This is a genomic window from Bradyrhizobium sp. LTSP885 (assembly GCF_000938305.1).
In the GTDB taxonomy this organism is placed as follows: Bacteria; Pseudomonadota; Alphaproteobacteria; order Rhizobiales; family Xanthobacteraceae; genus Bradyrhizobium.
Genome location: NZ_JYMT01000002.1, coordinates 15,901 through 30,662, shown reverse-complemented (window position 1 = coordinate 30,662; position 14,762 = coordinate 15,901). Strand labels below are relative to the sequence as shown.

General features: G+C 64.2%; 26 protein-coding genes. 16 read left to right on the top strand and 10 right to left on the bottom strand.

Annotated elements, in window-relative coordinates:
- The first annotated feature begins 55 nt into the window (after positions 1-55).
- A complete protein-coding gene (locus UP09_RS00220) occupies positions 56-580 on the top strand; it encodes a mismatch-specific DNA-glycosylase (RefSeq protein ID WP_502689022.1) in 525 nt (174 codons plus the stop codon).
- A gap of 105 nt (positions 581-685) precedes the next feature.
- Entirely contained in the window at positions 686-1,072 is a 387-nt protein-coding gene (locus tag UP09_RS00215) for a RidA family protein (RefSeq protein WP_044535992.1), read from the top strand.
- 72 nt (positions 1,073-1,144) lie between these two features.
- Here UP09_RS00215 and UP09_RS00210 read toward each other — a convergent pair whose 3' ends face one another.
- Both UP09_RS00210 and UP09_RS00205 read right to left on the bottom strand, forming a co-directional pair.
- Positions 1,145-1,579, bottom strand: a complete 435-nt coding sequence (locus tag UP09_RS00210) for a hypothetical protein (protein ID WP_044535991.1) — start codon at positions 1,577-1,579, stop codon at positions 1,145-1,147.
- A 387-nt stretch (positions 1,580-1,966) separates the two neighbouring features.
- Positions 1,967-2,404, bottom strand: a complete 438-nt coding sequence (locus tag UP09_RS00205) for a hypothetical protein (RefSeq protein ID WP_044535990.1) — start codon at positions 2,402-2,404, stop codon at positions 1,967-1,969.
- A 271-nt stretch (positions 2,405-2,675) separates the two neighbouring features.
- Here UP09_RS00205 and UP09_RS00200 point away from each other — a divergent pair, with 271 nt between their 5' ends.
- Positions 2,676-2,930, top strand: a complete 255-nt coding sequence (locus UP09_RS00200; protein ID WP_044536183.1) for a hypothetical protein — start codon at positions 2,676-2,678, stop codon at positions 2,928-2,930.
- 83 nt (positions 2,931-3,013) lie between these two features.
- Here UP09_RS00200 and UP09_RS00195 read toward each other — a convergent pair whose 3' ends face one another.
- Entirely contained in the window at positions 3,014-3,499 is a 486-nt protein-coding gene (locus tag UP09_RS00195) for a hypothetical protein (RefSeq protein WP_245301716.1), read from the bottom strand.
- Positions 3,500-3,611: 112 nt separating this feature from the next.
- On the opposite strand from UP09_RS00195, the gene UP09_RS00190 reads away from it, so the two are divergent.
- The 3 genes from UP09_RS00190 to UP09_RS00180 all read left to right on the top strand — a co-directional run bounded on the left by UP09_RS00190 (position 3,612) and on the right by UP09_RS00180 (position 5,478).
- Positions 3,612-4,379 (top strand): SDR family NAD(P)-dependent oxidoreductase, encoded by a 768-nt coding sequence (locus tag UP09_RS00190; RefSeq protein ID WP_044535989.1) that lies wholly within the window; start codon positions 3,612-3,614, stop codon positions 4,377-4,379.
- A gap of 174 nt (positions 4,380-4,553) precedes the next feature.
- Entirely contained in the window at positions 4,554-4,817 is a 264-nt protein-coding gene (locus UP09_RS00185) for a helix-turn-helix domain-containing protein (RefSeq protein ID WP_044535988.1), read from the top strand.
- A 136-nt stretch (positions 4,818-4,953) separates the two neighbouring features.
- On the top strand, positions 4,954-5,478 hold the full coding sequence (locus UP09_RS00180; protein WP_156164370.1) for a collagen-like protein: 525 nt from the start codon (positions 4,954-4,956) through the stop codon (positions 5,476-5,478).
- A 51-nt stretch (positions 5,479-5,529) separates the two neighbouring features.
- Here the strand turns inward: UP09_RS00180 and UP09_RS00175 are convergent, their stop codons facing one another.
- Positions 5,530-5,733: a hypothetical protein gene (locus UP09_RS00175; RefSeq protein WP_044535986.1), complete on the bottom strand. Its 204-nt coding sequence runs from the start codon at positions 5,731-5,733 to the stop codon at positions 5,530-5,532.
- Between the two features lie 85 nt (positions 5,734-5,818).
- Positions 5,819-6,085 (bottom strand): DUF2277 domain-containing protein, encoded by a 267-nt coding sequence (locus tag UP09_RS00170; RefSeq protein WP_044536181.1) that lies wholly within the window; start codon positions 6,083-6,085, stop codon positions 5,819-5,821.
- Between the two features lie 115 nt (positions 6,086-6,200).
- Here UP09_RS00170 and UP09_RS00165 point away from each other — a divergent pair, with 115 nt between their 5' ends.
- Positions 6,201-6,446: a DUF2188 domain-containing protein gene (locus tag UP09_RS00165; protein WP_044535985.1), complete on the top strand. Its 246-nt coding sequence runs from the start codon at positions 6,201-6,203 to the stop codon at positions 6,444-6,446.
- Here the strand turns inward: UP09_RS00165 and UP09_RS00160 are convergent, their stop codons facing one another.
- A complete protein-coding gene (locus UP09_RS00160) occupies positions 6,447-7,139 on the bottom strand; it encodes an ArsR/SmtB family transcription factor (RefSeq protein ID WP_156164369.1) in 693 nt (230 codons plus the stop codon).
- A 139-nt stretch (positions 7,140-7,278) separates the two neighbouring features.
- Between UP09_RS00160 and UP09_RS00155 the strand changes: the two genes are divergently transcribed.
- The 7 genes from UP09_RS00155 to UP09_RS00130 all read left to right on the top strand — a co-directional run bounded on the left by UP09_RS00155 (position 7,279) and on the right by UP09_RS00130 (position 10,878).
- Positions 7,279-7,680 (top strand): nuclear transport factor 2 family protein, encoded by a 402-nt coding sequence (locus tag UP09_RS00155; RefSeq protein WP_063840124.1) that lies wholly within the window; start codon positions 7,279-7,281, stop codon positions 7,678-7,680.
- 99 nt (positions 7,681-7,779) lie between these two features.
- A complete protein-coding gene (locus UP09_RS00150) occupies positions 7,780-8,841 on the top strand; it encodes an alpha/beta fold hydrolase (protein WP_044535982.1) in 1,062 nt (353 codons plus the stop codon).
- Between the two features lie 22 nt (positions 8,842-8,863).
- The gene (locus UP09_RS38880; protein ID WP_502689021.1) at positions 8,864-9,010 is read left to right on the top strand and encodes a hypothetical protein; all 147 of its coding nucleotides are present in this window, start codon (positions 8,864-8,866) and stop codon (positions 9,008-9,010) included.
- Complete coding sequence (locus tag UP09_RS38875) at positions 8,998-9,210, top strand: hypothetical protein (RefSeq protein WP_502689020.1); 213 nt, start codon at positions 8,998-9,000, stop codon at positions 9,208-9,210. Before UP09_RS38880 ends, UP09_RS38875 begins: the two co-directional genes overlap by 13 nt.
- Before the next feature lie 154 nt (positions 9,211-9,364).
- Positions 9,365-9,718, top strand: coding sequence for a hypothetical protein (locus UP09_RS00140; RefSeq protein ID WP_044535981.1), 354 nt, complete (start codon positions 9,365-9,367; stop codon positions 9,716-9,718).
- A 144-nt stretch (positions 9,719-9,862) separates the two neighbouring features.
- Positions 9,863-10,279: a DoxX family protein gene (locus UP09_RS00135; protein WP_044535980.1), complete on the top strand. Its 417-nt coding sequence runs from the start codon at positions 9,863-9,865 to the stop codon at positions 10,277-10,279.
- 185 nt (positions 10,280-10,464) lie between these two features.
- A complete protein-coding gene (locus UP09_RS00130; protein WP_044535979.1) occupies positions 10,465-10,878 on the top strand; it encodes a hypothetical protein in 414 nt (137 codons plus the stop codon).
- A 97-nt stretch (positions 10,879-10,975) separates the two neighbouring features.
- Here the strand turns inward: UP09_RS00130 and bfr are convergent, their stop codons facing one another.
- The 3 genes from bfr to UP09_RS00115 form a co-directional block, all read right to left on the bottom strand.
- On the bottom strand, positions 10,976-11,464 hold the full coding sequence (gene bfr, locus UP09_RS00125; protein WP_044536180.1) for a bacterioferritin: 489 nt from the start codon (positions 11,462-11,464) through the stop codon (positions 10,976-10,978).
- 132 nt (positions 11,465-11,596) lie between these two features.
- Complete coding sequence (locus UP09_RS00120) at positions 11,597-11,866, bottom strand: (2Fe-2S)-binding protein (RefSeq protein WP_044535978.1); 270 nt, start codon at positions 11,864-11,866, stop codon at positions 11,597-11,599.
- Positions 11,867-12,044: 178 nt separating this feature from the next.
- The gene (locus UP09_RS00115) at positions 12,045-12,326 is read right to left on the bottom strand and encodes a hypothetical protein (RefSeq protein ID WP_044536179.1); all 282 of its coding nucleotides are present in this window, start codon (positions 12,324-12,326) and stop codon (positions 12,045-12,047) included.
- 190 nt (positions 12,327-12,516) lie between these two features.
- Here UP09_RS00115 and UP09_RS00110 point away from each other — a divergent pair, with 190 nt between their 5' ends.
- Together UP09_RS00110 and UP09_RS00105 are read left to right on the top strand one after the other, a co-directional pair.
- Positions 12,517-12,843: a hypothetical protein gene (locus UP09_RS00110; protein ID WP_044536178.1), complete on the top strand. Its 327-nt coding sequence runs from the start codon at positions 12,517-12,519 to the stop codon at positions 12,841-12,843.
- A 237-nt stretch (positions 12,844-13,080) separates the two neighbouring features.
- Positions 13,081-13,353 carry a hypothetical protein gene (locus UP09_RS00105; protein ID WP_044535977.1) on the top strand — a complete coding sequence of 91 codons (273 nt, stop codon included), beginning with the start codon at positions 13,081-13,083 and terminating at the stop codon, positions 13,351-13,353.
- An 81-nt stretch (positions 13,354-13,434) separates the two neighbouring features.
- On the opposite strand, the gene UP09_RS00100 is transcribed toward UP09_RS00105, so the two are convergent.
- Complete coding sequence (locus UP09_RS00100) at positions 13,435-14,616, bottom strand: lytic murein transglycosylase (protein WP_044536177.1); 1,182 nt, start codon at positions 14,614-14,616, stop codon at positions 13,435-13,437.
- Positions 14,617-14,762: the final 146 nt, after the last annotated feature.

Sequence of the window (14,762 nt, the reverse complement as noted above, 5' to 3'; positions counted from 1 at the left end):
CCATCCGCGGGTACACCGCTCCCGGATTTCGCTGCGCTACATCCGGGCTACACGCATGATGTCATCACCTGACGCCATCACTCACCGCCTCCCCGACCAGCTCCGCGCCAACCTGCGCCTTGTCTTCGTCGGCACCGCGGCCAGCACGCGCTCGGCCGCGGTCGGGCACTATTACGCCCATCCCGGCAATCGGTTCTGGCGCGCGCTGCATGAGGCCGCCATCACGCCGCGGCGCTATCAGCCGGATGAGTTCGCCGCGCTGCTCGCGCTCGGCATCGGCTTCACCGATCTCTCCAAGTCCGGCGCAGGGATGGATCACGAGATCGCAAGGCAATCGTTCGACGTCGCGGGCTTCCGCGCGAAGATCGAGAAATATCGACCGAAGACCATCGCCTTCACCAGCAAGAAGGCGGCGAGCCTGTTCTACAACAGATCGACCAGTGCGATCGCGCTCGGCCAGCAGCCGTCGGTGAGCGACTTTCCCGACGTGTTCGTGCTATCGTCACCCTCGGGCGCAGCGTCCGGGACCTGGACGTTGCAGCCGTGGCGCGATCTGGCTGAGTGGATCGGGCGTCAGTAGCTCGAATGAACGGAGCGATGTCCGGGGCAACGCCCGCCGCTTATCGCTTCGCTCATGCGGGCTACGCAGCTATTCTCATCTTTCAGTGACCAAGCGAGGATGCCCATGTCGATAAAACACTTCCCTCCCCCGCCAGGCATCAAGTCCCCGCCGCTCTCGTTCGGCGCCCGCGTCGGCGACCTGCTGTTTATCTCCGGCATTCCCGGGTTCGATGCGAATGGCGCGCTGCCTGACACGTTCGAGGCGCAGTTCGCCAATGTCGTGACCAATTTCAAGCGCGTGCTGGATGAAGCCGGCGCCACGATGCGCGACCTCGTCAAGGTCAACGTGCTGCTGACCCGCGCCGCCGACGTCGCCACGATGAACGCGCTCTATGCCGGGGCGTTTGGGCCGGCGCCCTATCCGGCGCGCACCACCTGCGTGGTGCTGGCGCTGCCGAACCCGCAGATGCTGATCGAGATCGAGGGCGTGGCTGCGGTGAAGGGACAATAACTCCCCCCGTCATTCCGGGGCGCGCCTCTTGGCGCGAGCCCGGAATGACGAGCGGAAAGATCGCGGAGCGCATTATTCCTTCAACGTGATCGCGAGCCCTGAGAGGTCGACATTGGCCATCAGGCCGAGCTGCTTGCCGGCCAATTCCAGGATCGCGCCGTTCTGGTTGGTCAGCACGATGCCGCGCACGCCGGCGCCGAATGCAACGCCGACGCCCGCCGCGCCATAGACGCCGGCGATGTCCTGGGCCCGGCGGATGTTCCGGACCTTGCCCTGCAACGTGGTCTGGGAACCGCCGAAGACGAGACCATAGTCCAGCCCGCCGGCGGTGAGCCCGTAGGTCTGGCCGTGGAAGGTCATGACGCCTTTGCCGATCGAGCCGCCGAAGACCCAGCCCGCCTTGAAGATGACGAGTGTCACGGCGCCCTCGTCGGCCAGGGCGGCGGACGATCCGGCGAGCAGCCCCAGCGCGAGCAGCACGGCGCGGGCGGCGGATGACAATCTCATGGGGGATACTCCGGATGATGTGAGAGGCGGATCGATTCGCGCCAATCTAGCCGATGCGCGACGCCGTTGAAATGTCCGCCGGGACATGCGGGGGCAGCGCGCCGATCGGGCTGCCGCACCCCAATCACTGAGTTGCCCGACGGCGCAAGCCCCCTCGCAAAACTCGGGCAAATCGCGCCGCGAGAATGCGGATGTATGACTCGCAAGCGGCGCAACATGCTCGCTGTCGTCCCGGGCTTGACCCGGGACCCATACGCCGCGGCCCGCGGAAAGGGCACAAGCGGAGTCGACTTCGCTCGCTTACGTAATTCGGTGGTTATGGGTCCCTGCTTTCGCAGGGACGACGGGAGAGGTTGCCGCGAGGAGCGGAGACCACCCTACGCATCCCTACCGCATCGTGATCGCCAGCCCGCTCAAATCCGCGTTCGCCATCAGCCCGACCTGATGCCCGGTCAACTCGAGCACCGCGCCCTTCTGGTTGGTGAGCACGATCGCGCGGGCGCCGCGGCCGAGCGCGAGGCCGGCACCGGCGGCGCCGTAGACGCCGGCAATGTCGCTGGCGCGGTTGATGTTGCTGACGCGGCCGCGCAGCACGGTCTTCGAGCCGCCGAACACCAGGCCGTAGTCGAGGCCGCCGGTGGAGAGCGAATAGGAGCGGCCGCGGAACGTGAGCGTGCCGCTGCCGCCGGAGCCGCCGATGATCCATCCCGCCTTGTAGATCACGAGCGTCACGAAGCCACTGTCAGCGCGGACGGCGGACGAGACGGCGAGGCCCGCGAAGGCCATGAGTGCTGCCAGCGCGGCACGAAGGACGGATGCTCTCATTGGTGCGGTCTCCCCAAAATGTTTGTCACATCGCGACATCAAGCGAATCGCGCCTGGCGAACTGTAGCAAGCAAACAAGGCGGCGCAATTTGGGACAGCGGCGGCCCGCTCATCGCGAGCTTTTCCGCGCGGTCAGCATTGAACCTGACCGCCGGGTTCCAACACTCAAATCATGTCCGGGGCGACACGCCCCAGCGCTCTCAAAAGAGCTCCCAAATTGCCTTTGCGGAGCAAGACTTTTTCAAACCGGAGATTTCCCATGCCTCGTTTCTTGCGTCGTCTGCCGATTGCCTGTGCCGCCCTTGCCGTCACCATCTCTGCGCTTGCCGCAGCAGGCCCCGCGAGCGCCACGCCCTATCATCTGATCCGCTGGCAGGACACCGGCGTCTGCCAGATCTGGGACCAGAGCATCCCGACCGTGCCGTGGCCGTCGAACTATGCCGTCGTCAGCGAGGAGCTGCCGACCTTCGAGGCCGCTTTTGCCTACAAGACCGGTCTCTTGAGCAACGGCACCTGCTCGTTCTGAGCGTCTCTGATCGAATGCACCGGGCGGGCACGCGGTTACGCCGCGGAGCCCGCGCTTGCGCTGTCTGGAATCACTGCGTCACTTCAATGATGCCTGATCAGCGCGTCGCGCGCGGCGGCGAGTTCGTGGAACGCCGGCCCGTTGCCGCCACCGTCAGGATGCGCCGTTTTGGCAGCGTGCTTGAAGGCCTGATGGATTTCGGTCGTGGCGAGGCGGCGGCCGAGCGGCAGGCCGAGCAATTGCCGATACTGATCCTCCTGCGTCGGCGCCTTCGGCGCCAGGCCGCGCCGGCCGAACAGCGGCATCGCGAGCATATGCAGCGCGTCGCCGATGATGCCGAGGCGGCGCAGTGCCATCACCCGGGTGCGGCGGTCGGCGGATGTCAACGCAGCCCGGCGCAGGATCGGCAGCACCTGTGCGGCCGCCTGCCGCAGCGTCTCGTCGAGATCGGTCGCCGCGATCTCCGCGACCATCCGGGCCATCTCGCGATAGTCAGGATCGGGCGTCGCGTAAAAACGCTCGATCGCGAGTTTCCATTGCCTGATCTGCGGGTGCATGTTCGAGTCCATAGGCATCATCCGAATTCGGATAACAGCAACGCGCAAACACCGCTTGGCGTTTCACTTGCTGCAGTTTTGAATAGTGTTGTCGACAACATCCAAAAATAGACGAGGAAACGCCATGCCCCTTCTCGACAATCACATCGCCGTCATCACCGGTGCAGGCTCCGGCATCGGGCGCGCGATCGCTTTGGGCTATGGGCGGGAGGGTGCGCGCATCGTGCTGCTCGACATGAACGGCGAGGCGGCTGCCGAGGCGGCAAAGGACATCCGCGATGCCGGCGGCAAGGCGGAAAGTTTCAAACTCGACGTCACCAATCGCGACGCCTGTACCGCGATGGCGAAACTTGTCGCCGACAAGGTCGGAGCGGTTTCGATCCTGGTCAACAATGCCGGCATTGCCCGCCGCAACGGCATGCTCGGCGCGGACGAGGCCGTGATCAAGGACTGGGAAGACATCATCGCGATCAATCTGACCGGCGTCTTCAACGTGACGCATGCGTTCCTCGCACCCTTGCGCAAGACCAAGGGACGCATCGTCAATATCGGCTCGATCCAGTCCTTTGTGCACCTGCGCACGCCGAGCTCGCCGGCCTATACCGCCTCCAAGCATGGCGTGCTCGGCTTCACCAAGGCGCTCGCCGCCGAGCTCGGCAAGGACGGCGTACGGGTCAATGCGATCGGCCCCGGCTTCATCGAGACGCCGCTGAACGAGAAGGTGCGCGCCACCAATCCTGATCTGGTGAAGGTGTTCATGGACCACACCCCGCTCGGCCGCGCCGGCAAGCCGGAGGACATCGTGGGTCCCGCGATCTTCCTCGCATCTGATCTCGCGGCCTATGTGTCCGGCACGATCCTGATGGTCGATGGCGGCTATCGGACACTGTGACCGATGGAACCGCAATCGTGGCGATTTCGGGGTATTTTCCTTACAACGCAGATGGTTAGGGGTGCGTTAAGACGTTGTTAACCAAACCGGCTCACCGTGAAATTACGGACTAGGGGTAGTTCATTCTCGATGTTTCCGCTTCATCGCTGAGGCGAGCGTTGATCGGGAGGTGTCATGTCTTACGCGTCCACCCTGCCGTCGCCGGAAGCTTTGCTGCCGTCGCTGGCCCCAAATGAAGTCGTGCCATTGCTCATTGGCGCCACCGTCGGCGAGGTCGAGCGCGAGCTCGTGCTGCAGACCTTGGCGCGCTGCGACGGCAACCGCACCCGCGCCGCGCGCGTGCTCGGACTGTCGGTCCGCACCCTGCGCAACAAGATCCGCGAATACTCCGCCGACGGCGTCGAGGTGCCGCCGCACAGCGAACGCGCGGCGGCGTAGCCGTTCAGATCGGCGGATCGATCGCAAGACGCATCGAATTATGACTGTTGATCCTTGCGTCGGCGCCGGCCGGCGGAATTGAAGCCGTCGTCCAACCTCTGTTACAAACGGCTCCACATCTCGACGGAGCATCGCAGTGGCTGACGACACAACTTCCCGCCGGGGGCCACAGGGCCGCCAGGGCGAGCCGGGCCGACCGGGTCCGCAGGGACATCCAGGACGGCCGGGGGCGGAAGGCGTGCGCGGCAAGCCGGGTCCGGTCGGCAAGGCCGGCCCGATCGGCAAGGCCGGCCCGCAGGGCAAGCCTGGCGCACAGGGCAAGGCAGGCCCGCAAGGCGCGCGCGGTGAGGCTGGTCCGCGAGGCGCCCCGGGACCGGCAGGCCCGCGCGGTGAAGCCGGACCGGCCGGCCAACTGCCGTCGCTCGACCAGGTGATGCCGTGGCTGCACATGATCTTCGACGCTTACGAAGACTACAAGCGCACCAAAGAGCGCGAAGCGATCGAGCAGGCCGAGCACGAGGCCGCTGAGCGCGCGGCGGCGGAAGCGATCGCCTATGACGACGTCGATACCGGCGACTTCGGCGAGGATGATTCAGGCGAGGACGACGATCACAAGAAAAAGAAGAAGCACCGTCACAAGGACAAGAAGGACAAGAAGTAACGCGTTCAGCTCCGCGGACGCCAAACAGCGTGCGGTTCGCGCGTTGGCGATCTAGCGATCGCCGGGCGGAACGAGGCGGATGAACTGGAACACCCAGCGCATGGCGTAGTACCAGGCGACGCCTGCGAATGCCCCGCAGATCGACAGGATGATGACATTGGTGCGGTCGATCACCCCGCTCGACCACAGCATGCCGCAGGTCCACAGAACGGCGAATGCGATCGAACAGAGGGTGAGCAGGACGGCAGGCTTCATGGCGTTGCTCCGGGCCGGGTGGACGGCGATGTTGCCTGGTGCTGCGCCGCTGGTCCGTGAGCTGGATCACGGACTGGCGCCAATCTCAGCCGAACCGCAGCCGCGAACGCTCCTTGGCCTTTTCCGCCTCGATCTCGCGATCGCGCGCCGGCGAGGTGGTCTGCAACGAGATCAGCAGCCTTCTCGCCGTCTCGGACACCTCGGTCACGGCCTGGTTGAACGCGGCCTCGTTAGCCAGCGACGGCTTGTTGAAGCCGGACAGTTTGCGCACGAATTGCAGCGCCGAGGCCTGGATCTCGTCCTCGGTAGCGGGCGGCTCGAAGTTGAACAGCGTCTTGATGTTGCGGCACATGGTGGTCTCCCTGTCCCCGGTCATGGGTTGCTCCCTCAAGGACGATCGGCTGCTGCAAAATGCGACATCGTGGTCTAGTCTGGCACCCCTGATCGTCCACGGCGGAGAGGTTCCAATGAGCCACGTGATCTACAAGGTCGTCCAGCACGACGGCGGCTGGGCCTATACCGTCAGCGGCGTGTTTTCGGAACCGTTTCCGACCCATGCCGCGGCACTTGCCGCCGCGCGACGCGTCGCTGCCGAGCAGCGCGTGCCCGGGCGCACCGAGGCGATCGAGTACGAGACATCAGACGGGAAATGGCACACCGAAACCGCGGCCGGCAATGACCGCCCGGAGACGGAAGTCGAGGACGGCCGCTAGTCAGAACGGAACCTGCACGCCAAGCCGATCGAAGAACGCTCGCCCCCGGTCCGTGATGCGCAGCGCACGCGGAATGCGGTGCGGCGCAACACAGCGCGTCTGGAGCAGCCGCGCCAGCACGGCGTTGGCAAAGGGACCGGCGAGGTGCGGCACGCGCTCGGTCCAGTCGTTGCAAGCGCGCAGATGCGGCTGACGCGCCGGATCGAAATCGATCTCCTCGGCCCGGCACCACGCCAGCCCCTGTTCGGTCACGCGGCCGGCGCGGCCATCGACCACGACGAGCCGCCGCCGTATCAGCGCATTGGACAGCAACACACCAAGCTGGCCCGCCAGATGATGGTAGCAGGTGCGTGACTGCCTGAGCTGCTCGGCCGGCATCACACGCTTGCGCGCGGCGCCCGCTCTGGCTGCAAGGTCGACCAGGCTCTCGATCAGCGCCGCAACGTCGTCGTCCCTGATCCGGTAATACCTGAACCGGCCCTGCGCCCAGACCGACAGCACGCGCGCATCGACCAGCTTCTGCAGATGCGCGCTGGCGCTCTGCGGCGAGATGCCGGCGACGGAGGCAAGCTCACCGGCGGGCAGCGCCTTGCCGTCGGCCAGCGCGCTGACCATCGCCTCGCGCGCCGGATCGCCCAGCGCCTCGGCGATCCGCGCGAATCCCGTCTGCACGGACTGACCGGATGATCCCACAGCTTCGTCCTCCAAATCGATCGGAACAGTCCTACCTGCAATCCGGAGGCTTCGAAACTCATTTCAGATTTTCCTGAAACATCACAGCCGCCCTATCCGCTCTGATCGGCACAGGTCAACGGAGAGAAAGAGAACAGCCATGACAACCGACAGGAACGATGCGGAACGCATCTACAGGCTCTGGGACGAGGCCCTTGGCAACAAGGATCTCGAGGCGGCGCTGGCGCTCTATGCGTCCGAGGCCTCGATCGAAAGCCCGCTGGTTCAGCACCTGATGCAGACGCGCGAGGGGATTGTCCGCGGCAAGGATGCACTGCGCGAGTTCATCACGCTTGTGTTCCGCACCAATCCGCCGCAGCGCAAACGCTTCAAGCAGGGTTTCTTCAGCGACGGCCGCGTCCTCACATGGGAATATCCGCGCCAGTCGCCTGAGGGCGATCAGATGGACCTGGTCGAAATCATGGAGATCGAGGACGGCCTGATCCGGCGCCACCGCGTCTATTGGGGATGGTATGCCCTCAATGTGCTGAGGGAGGGCTAGCTCGACAATTCCACCTCAGCCCTGCGCGCGACGGTCGCCGTCATGATAGGCTCGCGCCCGAGCGGCTGGACGAACGCGCCGTGCCCGGGGAGAAACACGATGATCCGTTTGTGCGCCGCGCTTGCAGTCGCTCTCGTCTCGATATCGGTCACGGCAATGGCTGCAGATTATCCTGCGCCGCAGGACGGCGAGTGGATCGCGAAGGACTTCAAGTTCCACACCGGCGAGATCATGCCGGAGCTGCGGCTGCACTACACCACGGTCGGCGCGCCGACCGGACAGCCGGTGCTGGTGCTGCACGGCTCCGGCGGTTCGGCAGCCAGCATGCTGACGCCGAGCTTCGCCGGCGAATTGTACGGGCCCGGCCAGCCGCTCGACGCATCGAAATACTACATCATCATCCCCGACGGCATCGGACACGGCAAATCCTCGAAACCGTCGGATGTGATGCGGACGAGCTTTCCGAAATACGATTACGACGACATGGTCGATGCGCAGTACCGGCTCGTCACCGAGGGCCTCGGCATCAAGCATCTGCGACTCGTGATCGGCAACTCGATGGGCGGCATGCATACCTGGGTCTGGGGCGTACGCTATCCGCAGATGATGGACGTGCTGGTGCCGATGGCATCGCAGCCGACCGCGATGGCGGCGCGCAACTGGATCCTGCGCCGGATGATGCTGGAGACGATCCGCAACGATCCCGACTACAACAACGGCAACTACACGAGCCAGCCGCGGATGATGAAATACGCCGTCGCGGCCTATCGTTTCGCCAGTGCCGGCGGCACGCTCGGCTACCAGACTTTGGCGCCATCAGCAGCGCAGGCCGACAAGATGGTCGACGACCAACTGGCGCTGCCGGTCACATCAGACGCCAACGACTATGTCTATCAATGGGAAGCCTCGCACGATTACGATCCGTCGGCTGGAATGGAGAAGATCGAGGCTGTTCTGCTCGCGATCAATGCCGCCGACGATGAACGCAATCCTGCGGAGACCGGCGTCACCGAGGCTGCGGTGAAGCGGATCAAGAATGGCAAGATCTATCTCGTCCCCGCCAGCACCGAGACGCGCGGCCATCTCACTACCGGCGACGCAAAATTCTACGCCAAACAATTGCAGGAGCTGCTGCAGACTGCACCGCAGCGAACGATGTAGGCTGAACCCTGGGATCAGCGCCATGTCACAAAGCCGCTTCCGCAAGACTGCGTTGAGCCTGCCCGACACGGTCGAGGGTGCGCATCAGGGCCACGCCGACTTCCGCGTCGGCAAGCGCATTTTCGCGACGCTTGGCTATCCCGATGACGCCTGGGCATGGTCAAGCTGACGCCGGAGCAGCAGGCGATCGTGGTCGCGGCGGAGCCTGAGATCTTCCGGCCGGTGCCGGGCGGTTGGGGCAAGGGCGGCAGCACCAATGTCCGGCTTGCGAAAGCCGACCCGGCGACGTTGCGCAGCGCGCTGACGATGGCGTGGGACAATCTCGCGGCGAAGCCGGCCGCGAAACCGCGCGCCGCGAAGCGTGCCTGATTTTCGCAGCGCATCAAATTCCGCCGCGCCGCCTCGCTCATTCTTTGAGCATGCATCTCGTGCGCGGTTCGTGCCTAATTGCGGGCAATAAATGGATTCGCCGATGCGTCGTCCGCCGCGCATGGGCAGCCGGGATGTTACGTGGAGGATCCGGATGCGAAGGTTCACGCATATCGCCCTGCTTGCGTGGCTCTCGACGTTGGCGGGCGCAGCGCTCGCGTTCGACAACGGTCAGTACGACAACGTGCCATCTGACATTCGCGCCTGGTTCAAGAGCGTGATGGCGCCGAACGGCGTACCCTGCTGTGACATCTCCGACGGCCATCGCACCAGTTACGATGTCCGCGACGGCGCCTATTGGGTGCCGATCGAAGGCGAGTGGATGATGGTGCCCGAACGTGCGGTGATCCGCGATCGCGGCAATCCGGTCGGCGAAGCTGTCGTGTGGTATGTGCATCATCGCGGCGGCATCATCATCAGCTGTTTTGTCCCCGCCGACGCGGTCTAGAGCGTTTTCAAGCGAAGTGGATACCGGTTCGCGTGAAGAAAACGCGTCAAAACAAGAATCTAGAGCACCGTTCCGATTCCATCGGAACGGAATAGCTCTAGCGTTCCGCGTGGTGCGCACTGCGGAGCCGTGTTAGGTCCGCTGATGATCTCCGCCACACCTGACGAACGTATCCGTACCATCCTGCGTTGGACCCTCGCTGCGATCTACGCCGCGGCCGGCATTGCGCATCTCTGGGTGCCCGACAAGCTGCTTGCCATTACGCCATCCTGGGTGCCGTTCGCCCCGCAGGTGATTTTCATCACCGGGATTTGCGAGCTCGCCGGCGCTGCGGCGCTGGTTACGAAGCCGTTGCGCTGGTGGGCCGGCGTCGCACTCGCGGCCTATGCGATCTGCGTCTGGCCCGCGAATATCAAGCACGCGATCGACGGCATCGCATTGCCCTACATCAGCAACAGCTGGTTCTACCACGGGCCGCGGCTGGCATTTCAGCCGGTGCTGGTCTGGTGGGCGCTCTATTCCGCCGGGGTGATCGACTGGCCGTGGCGGAAGCTCAGATAGGCCGTTCTGCAGGAACTCAAGAGCAGCAGCTTTGACGCAATACGAATAGCCTCGCGCCCTTTTGAGGCGGCGCCCCCCCTGTTAACATTACTTCTTAACCATTAATTAAGTATGGGTTTGCGGGCGCGACGGGACGCGGCTTAGCGTCCGCACAATCCTTCGTAACCGAAGAGTTGGTGCGTGCCATGGCGTATCGGATATCTGCGGCGCTTGTTGCGTCGCTCGGCGTTGCAGCGCTGATGTCTGCGTCCTCGACCGAGACTTTCGCGAGATCGGGAGCAGCGCCGCGCGGCGCGTTCACGTCCCCACATCCAGCCTTCCGGCATCACGGGCGCGTGCCCGGCACCTTCTGGCCGGTCGCAGGCGGATATGGATACTATGACGGTCCGTCCGGCGAACCCCTCACCGAGGTTGCGCCGCCGGTCTCGAACGACGTCCGTTATACCACCACCTATGACGTTCCCTGGGACTGGGCGCATCGGTATCCGCCGGCGGTGGTGCCGTCCGATCGTCCCTATGTGTCGAGTTGCCCCACGGAGAGCGTGGTCGTCCCTGGACGCGGCGGAGATCGGACCGTCAACATCACCCGGTGCTACTGACCGACCCGACATCCACCCGCTAGAATCGAAAGAGGCCGCCCAGATGGACGCCCTCTCGCAATTTTGAGGGATGGTCTCCGATCCCGAGCGAAGCCGATCAGGACTCCTCGCCCTTCAGATGGCCGACGTGCTTCTGGGTGTAAAGTTCAAGGCCGATGCGCTTGATCAGGTCGAGCTGGGTCTCGAGGAAATCGATGTGGTCCTCCTCGTCCTTCATCAGCTGCTCGAACAGGTCGCGGCTGACATAGTCCTTGACGCCGTGGCAGTAGGTCGCCCCCTCCTGGTACAGCGTTCGTGCGCCGATCTCGGCGGCGAGGTCACACTCGATGATCTCCTTGACGTCCTGGCCGATCTTCAGGGGATCAAGAACCTGCAGGTTCGGGAAGCCGTCCAGGAACAGGATGCGATCGACGAACTTGTCGGCGTGCTCCATCTCCTCGATGGATTCCTTGCGCCAGACCTTGGCCATCTCGATCAGGCCCCAATTTTTCAGCATCCGGTAGTGCAGCCAGTACTGGTTGATGGCGGTCAGTTCGCTGCGCAGCCCCTTGTTGAGATAATCGATGACCTTCGGGTCGCCCTGCATGATCCACTCCACCTGTCGCGGCCAAAATCGGCCGGATTCTAATTTAGAACGCTTCTAAATCAGATTACCGGCGAGAGCAACCCTCCGCGGAAGCGGCGCGTGGATAAAGAAAACAGGGGATTTGCAGGGGACTCAGTAGGCCGCGAGCGCAAACTCGGCGGCCGGCTCGTCTTCGTTGGCAGCGTGGGAAAAGCCGTGCGGGCAGCCAGTGCAGCAAGCCTTGGCGCAGGGGCCAAGCGCCTCGTCGATGATGGCCTTGATGGTACGCGCGCAGCGGCCGCATTCGGCGCTGCAGCCGAGACAGCCATAGACCTGCTTGGCATTGCGCGTCGGCGCGCCGCCGGCCGTCACGGCGGCGCGGACATCGTGGTCGCTGAGGACGTTACAGGAACAGACAATCATCGGAGAAAGGCAGGTCCATTGGTGATGCTACAAATGATCTATTGAACGGCTCGATCGGATGCAAAAGGAAAACACGCTTTTTGAAGCAATTCCAAACTGATGCGGGATTCAGATTGGAACGAGTCTAAAACTCATTCCGCGACCGGCCCTGTTCACGGGCACGGTCTCGCGATTGGCGTCAGTCGCCACTTCCGCCGCCGCCTCCATCGCCACCACCGCCGCCGCAGTCGCCACCGCCTGAATCGCCGCTGAAGCTGTCACCGCTGCAGCTCGCAGAACTGCCTGAGCTGTCGCCTCCGAGCCAGCCGAGGTTCAAGGCATCACCGCTGGAACCACTGGCCGCACCGTCACCTGCGGCGCTGCTCCGCCTGGCACCACGGCTCGCTTTCGCGCTGATCAGGACAAAGACGACCAGCGAGGTGCCGGCGACCGCGATCATGAACGTCGCCATTCCACTCATCACCCCCGTCTCCACCTGTGCGGCATCAGTAGCCCCGTTCTCTATTTGTGCACCGCAAGAACATCTCCAAACTATGGCCATTCGTCACCAAATGCGGCGACCTCGTTCATTGAACATTCAAGCGAAATATGGAAGTTTGGCCACCAGACCGCTTTGCAAGCTGTCGCAGCTCCCGGGAAAGGGTGAGGTCATGAAGAAGACATTGCTGGCGCTTTGCGCCGTCGCCACTCTGGCGGTTTCGGCTGTGGCGGTGCCCGCCCCCGCCCACGCACAACGTGGTGTCGCCGCCGGCGTCGCTGCAGGATTGATCGGCGGCGCCATCGTCGGCGGCGCGATCGCATCGCAGAACGGATATTACGGCCCAGGCTACGGTTACGGCCCTGGCTACGGCTACGCGCCCGGACCGGCCTATGTCGCCGATCCAGGCTACGGCCCGGGTCCCGACTGCTACTTGCAACGTCAGCGCTTCTGGGACGGTTACGGCTGGCGCGTTCGCAGAGTCAGGGTTTGCGATTAACCGCTAATCCTCGTTCATCTCGATTAAATCGAACCAGATGTCCCGGAAAACCGACTGTTTTCCGGGACATCTGCTGTTGATGGCCCGAAAAAACCGCTTTTTACGTCATCATCGGACGGACGTTTACTTTCAATTGACTGTTATGCGCTGTTTAGCGAGACAGCAGTTCGAAACCAGCGTGCGAGTTACCTCAAACCCGGCGCCGGCCCACGGCGCCACCTCAGGAGTGCCCAAGACATGAAGAAGACCCTGGCTGCCTTCGTCGCTGTCGCTGCGATTGCCGCTTCGTCGCTCACCCCAACGCCGGCCAGCGCCCAGCGTGGCGTTGGCGTGGGCATCGCAGCCGGCCTGATTGGCGGTGCGATCGTTGGTGGCGCCATTGCCTCCAGCCGCCCGGCCTATGGTGGTCCGGTGTATGTGGAAGAAGCGCCCCCGCCCTGCCGCTGGGTCCGCGAGCGCTTCTGGGATGGCTACAACTGGCGCTTCCGCCGCGTCGAAGTCTGCGAGTAAGTCGCGCGCGTCTCTCGCGCGTTACCTTCAAACCCGGCCGCTTGCGGCCGGGTTTTTGTTTGTCCGTTTCTGCGCCCTATCCTAGCGCGCCGCGCCCATCGACCGCAGCACCGCGTCACTTGGCCAGCAATCGACCTTCAGGCTCGCGGACTTCTGATAGGCGCCAAGCGCAGCGCGGGTCTGCATCCCAGCCTTGCCGTCGAGCTTGTCCTTGTAGAGACCGATCTTTGTCAGATGCCGCTGCATCGCCTCGACATCGGCGGACCGCAGTTGCGTCGACGCCGACCAAGGCGCCGCGAACGGCAGCGGGCTTGTCATGCGATCGGCGAGATGACCGACGAACAGCACGTAGAGATCGGAGAAATTGTATTCCTTGATCACGAAGTAGTTCTGCGTGGTCAGGAACGCAGGACCGTAGATCCCCTCCGGCTGCAGCAGCGAGGCCTGCTGCGCCTGCTCGGCGGCGCTGAGCCTCTCGCCGCGCACCGGGACGAAGCCTGCGCGCAGCCACTCGCCGATCGGCTTGGTCACCTCGGGAACGCCCATCGTGCAGTCGACATTGGCCGGCGCCTTGACCTCGTAGGCCCAGCGCAGGCCGGGCTGCCAGCCCTTGTTGACGAGCTGCTGCGCGGCGGAGGCGAGCGCGTCCGGCACCGAGTGCCAGATGTCGACGCGGCCATCGCCGTCGAGATCGACGCCATGCTTGTAGTATTCCGATGGCAGGAACTGGGTGTAGCCGGTTGCGCCGGCCCATGACGAGCGCAACTCCTTGCGCGTCACCACGCCCTCGCCGAGGATCTTCAGCGCGAGGATGAACTCGGTGCGAAACTGATCCTTGCGGCGGCCGACATAGGCCTGCGTCGCCACCACGCGCAACGTGTCGTAGGGCAACGCATAGCGACCATAGTCGGTCTCGCGGCCCCAGATCGCCAGCACGATCGTGGCCGGCACGCCGAAGCGCTTCTCGATCGCATCGAGCGCCGGGCGATATTTCTTCAGGAGCCTCTCGCCCTCCTCCGCAAGCCGTGCGATCGAGGCCTCCTTGATGTAATCGGCCGGCACCTGCACGAACTCGGCCTGCGTCGACGCGCCGGTCTTCGGACGCCCAGGCAGGATCAGATCGGGCAACTTGTAGTCGGGTTCGAGGGAGCGCGTCTCGCGATCGAAGGTCTCGCGCGACACCCCGGCGGCCTGCGCCTCGGGCCAGAGCGAGGCGATGAACTGGGTGAAGGCCGCGTCAGCCGCGCGGGCCGGCGACGCCATCGGCCAGAGCGTGAGCAGAAGCCCAAAGGCGAGCGCGCGGAGAAATGCCAAATCCAATAGCCTGTTCACGCAGCGGTCCAATGGGGCGCCATCTCGTGGACCCCGTCCTGATCGTGCCGTGAGCCTTATCACGGCACTGGATTGCT

Excerpts from the sequence above, each read along its gene's own strand:
- UP09_RS00220 (WP_502689022.1), top strand. The coding sequence starts at position 56 with ATGATGTCATCACCTGACGCCATCACTCACCGCCTCCCCGACCAGCTC.
- UP09_RS38880 (WP_502689021.1), top strand. The coding sequence starts at position 8,864 with ATGTCACAAAGCCGCTTCCGCAAGACTGCGTTGAGCCTGCCCGACACG.
- UP09_RS00205 (WP_044535990.1), bottom strand. The coding sequence starts at position 2,404 with ATGAGAGCATCCGTCCTTCGTGCCGCGCTGGCAGCACTCATGGCCTTC.
- UP09_RS00170 (WP_044536181.1), bottom strand. The coding sequence starts at position 6,085 with ATGTGCCGCAACATCAAGACGCTGTTCAACTTCGAGCCGCCCGCTACC.
- UP09_RS00155 (WP_063840124.1), top strand. The coding sequence starts at position 7,279 with ATGACAACCGACAGGAACGATGCGGAACGCATCTACAGGCTCTGGGAC.
- UP09_RS00150 (WP_044535982.1), top strand. The coding sequence starts at position 7,780 with ATGATCCGTTTGTGCGCCGCGCTTGCAGTCGCTCTCGTCTCGATATCG.
- UP09_RS00185 (WP_044535988.1), top strand. The coding sequence starts at position 4,554 with ATGTCTTACGCGTCCACCCTGCCGTCGCCGGAAGCTTTGCTGCCGTCG.
- UP09_RS38875 (WP_502689020.1), top strand. The coding sequence starts at position 8,998 with ATGGTCAAGCTGACGCCGGAGCAGCAGGCGATCGTGGTCGCGGCGGAG.
- UP09_RS00175 (WP_044535986.1), bottom strand. The coding sequence starts at position 5,733 with ATGAAGCCTGCCGTCCTGCTCACCCTCTGTTCGATCGCATTCGCCGTT.
- UP09_RS00110 (WP_044536178.1), top strand. The coding sequence starts at position 12,517 with ATGAAGAAGACATTGCTGGCGCTTTGCGCCGTCGCCACTCTGGCGGTT.
- UP09_RS00210 (WP_044535991.1), bottom strand. The coding sequence starts at position 1,579 with ATGAGATTGTCATCCGCCGCCCGCGCCGTGCTGCTCGCGCTGGGGCTG.
- UP09_RS00140 (WP_044535981.1), top strand. The coding sequence starts at position 9,365 with ATGCGAAGGTTCACGCATATCGCCCTGCTTGCGTGGCTCTCGACGTTG.
- UP09_RS00215 (WP_044535992.1), top strand. The coding sequence starts at position 686 with ATGTCGATAAAACACTTCCCTCCCCCGCCAGGCATCAAGTCCCCGCCG.
- UP09_RS00130 (WP_044535979.1), top strand. The coding sequence starts at position 10,465 with ATGGCGTATCGGATATCTGCGGCGCTTGTTGCGTCGCTCGGCGTTGCA.
- UP09_RS00165 (WP_044535985.1), top strand. The coding sequence starts at position 6,201 with ATGAGCCACGTGATCTACAAGGTCGTCCAGCACGACGGCGGCTGGGCC.
- UP09_RS00100 (WP_044536177.1), bottom strand. The coding sequence starts at position 14,616 with ATGGCGTCGCCGGCCCGCGCGGCTGACGCGGCCTTCACCCAGTTCATC.
- UP09_RS00120 (WP_044535978.1), bottom strand. The coding sequence starts at position 11,866 with ATGATTGTCTGTTCCTGTAACGTCCTCAGCGACCACGATGTCCGCGCC.
- UP09_RS00195 (WP_245301716.1), bottom strand. The coding sequence starts at position 3,499 with ATGGACTCGAACATGCACCCGCAGATCAGGCAATGGAAACTCGCGATC.
- bfr (WP_044536180.1), bottom strand. The coding sequence starts at position 11,464 with ATGCAGGGCGACCCGAAGGTCATCGATTATCTCAACAAGGGGCTGCGC.
- UP09_RS00115 (WP_044536179.1), bottom strand. The coding sequence starts at position 12,326 with ATGAGTGGAATGGCGACGTTCATGATCGCGGTCGCCGGCACCTCGCTG.
- UP09_RS00190 (WP_044535989.1), top strand. The coding sequence starts at position 3,612 with ATGCCCCTTCTCGACAATCACATCGCCGTCATCACCGGTGCAGGCTCC.
- UP09_RS00135 (WP_044535980.1), top strand. The coding sequence starts at position 9,863 with ATGATCTCCGCCACACCTGACGAACGTATCCGTACCATCCTGCGTTGG.
- UP09_RS00105 (WP_044535977.1), top strand. The coding sequence starts at position 13,081 with ATGAAGAAGACCCTGGCTGCCTTCGTCGCTGTCGCTGCGATTGCCGCT.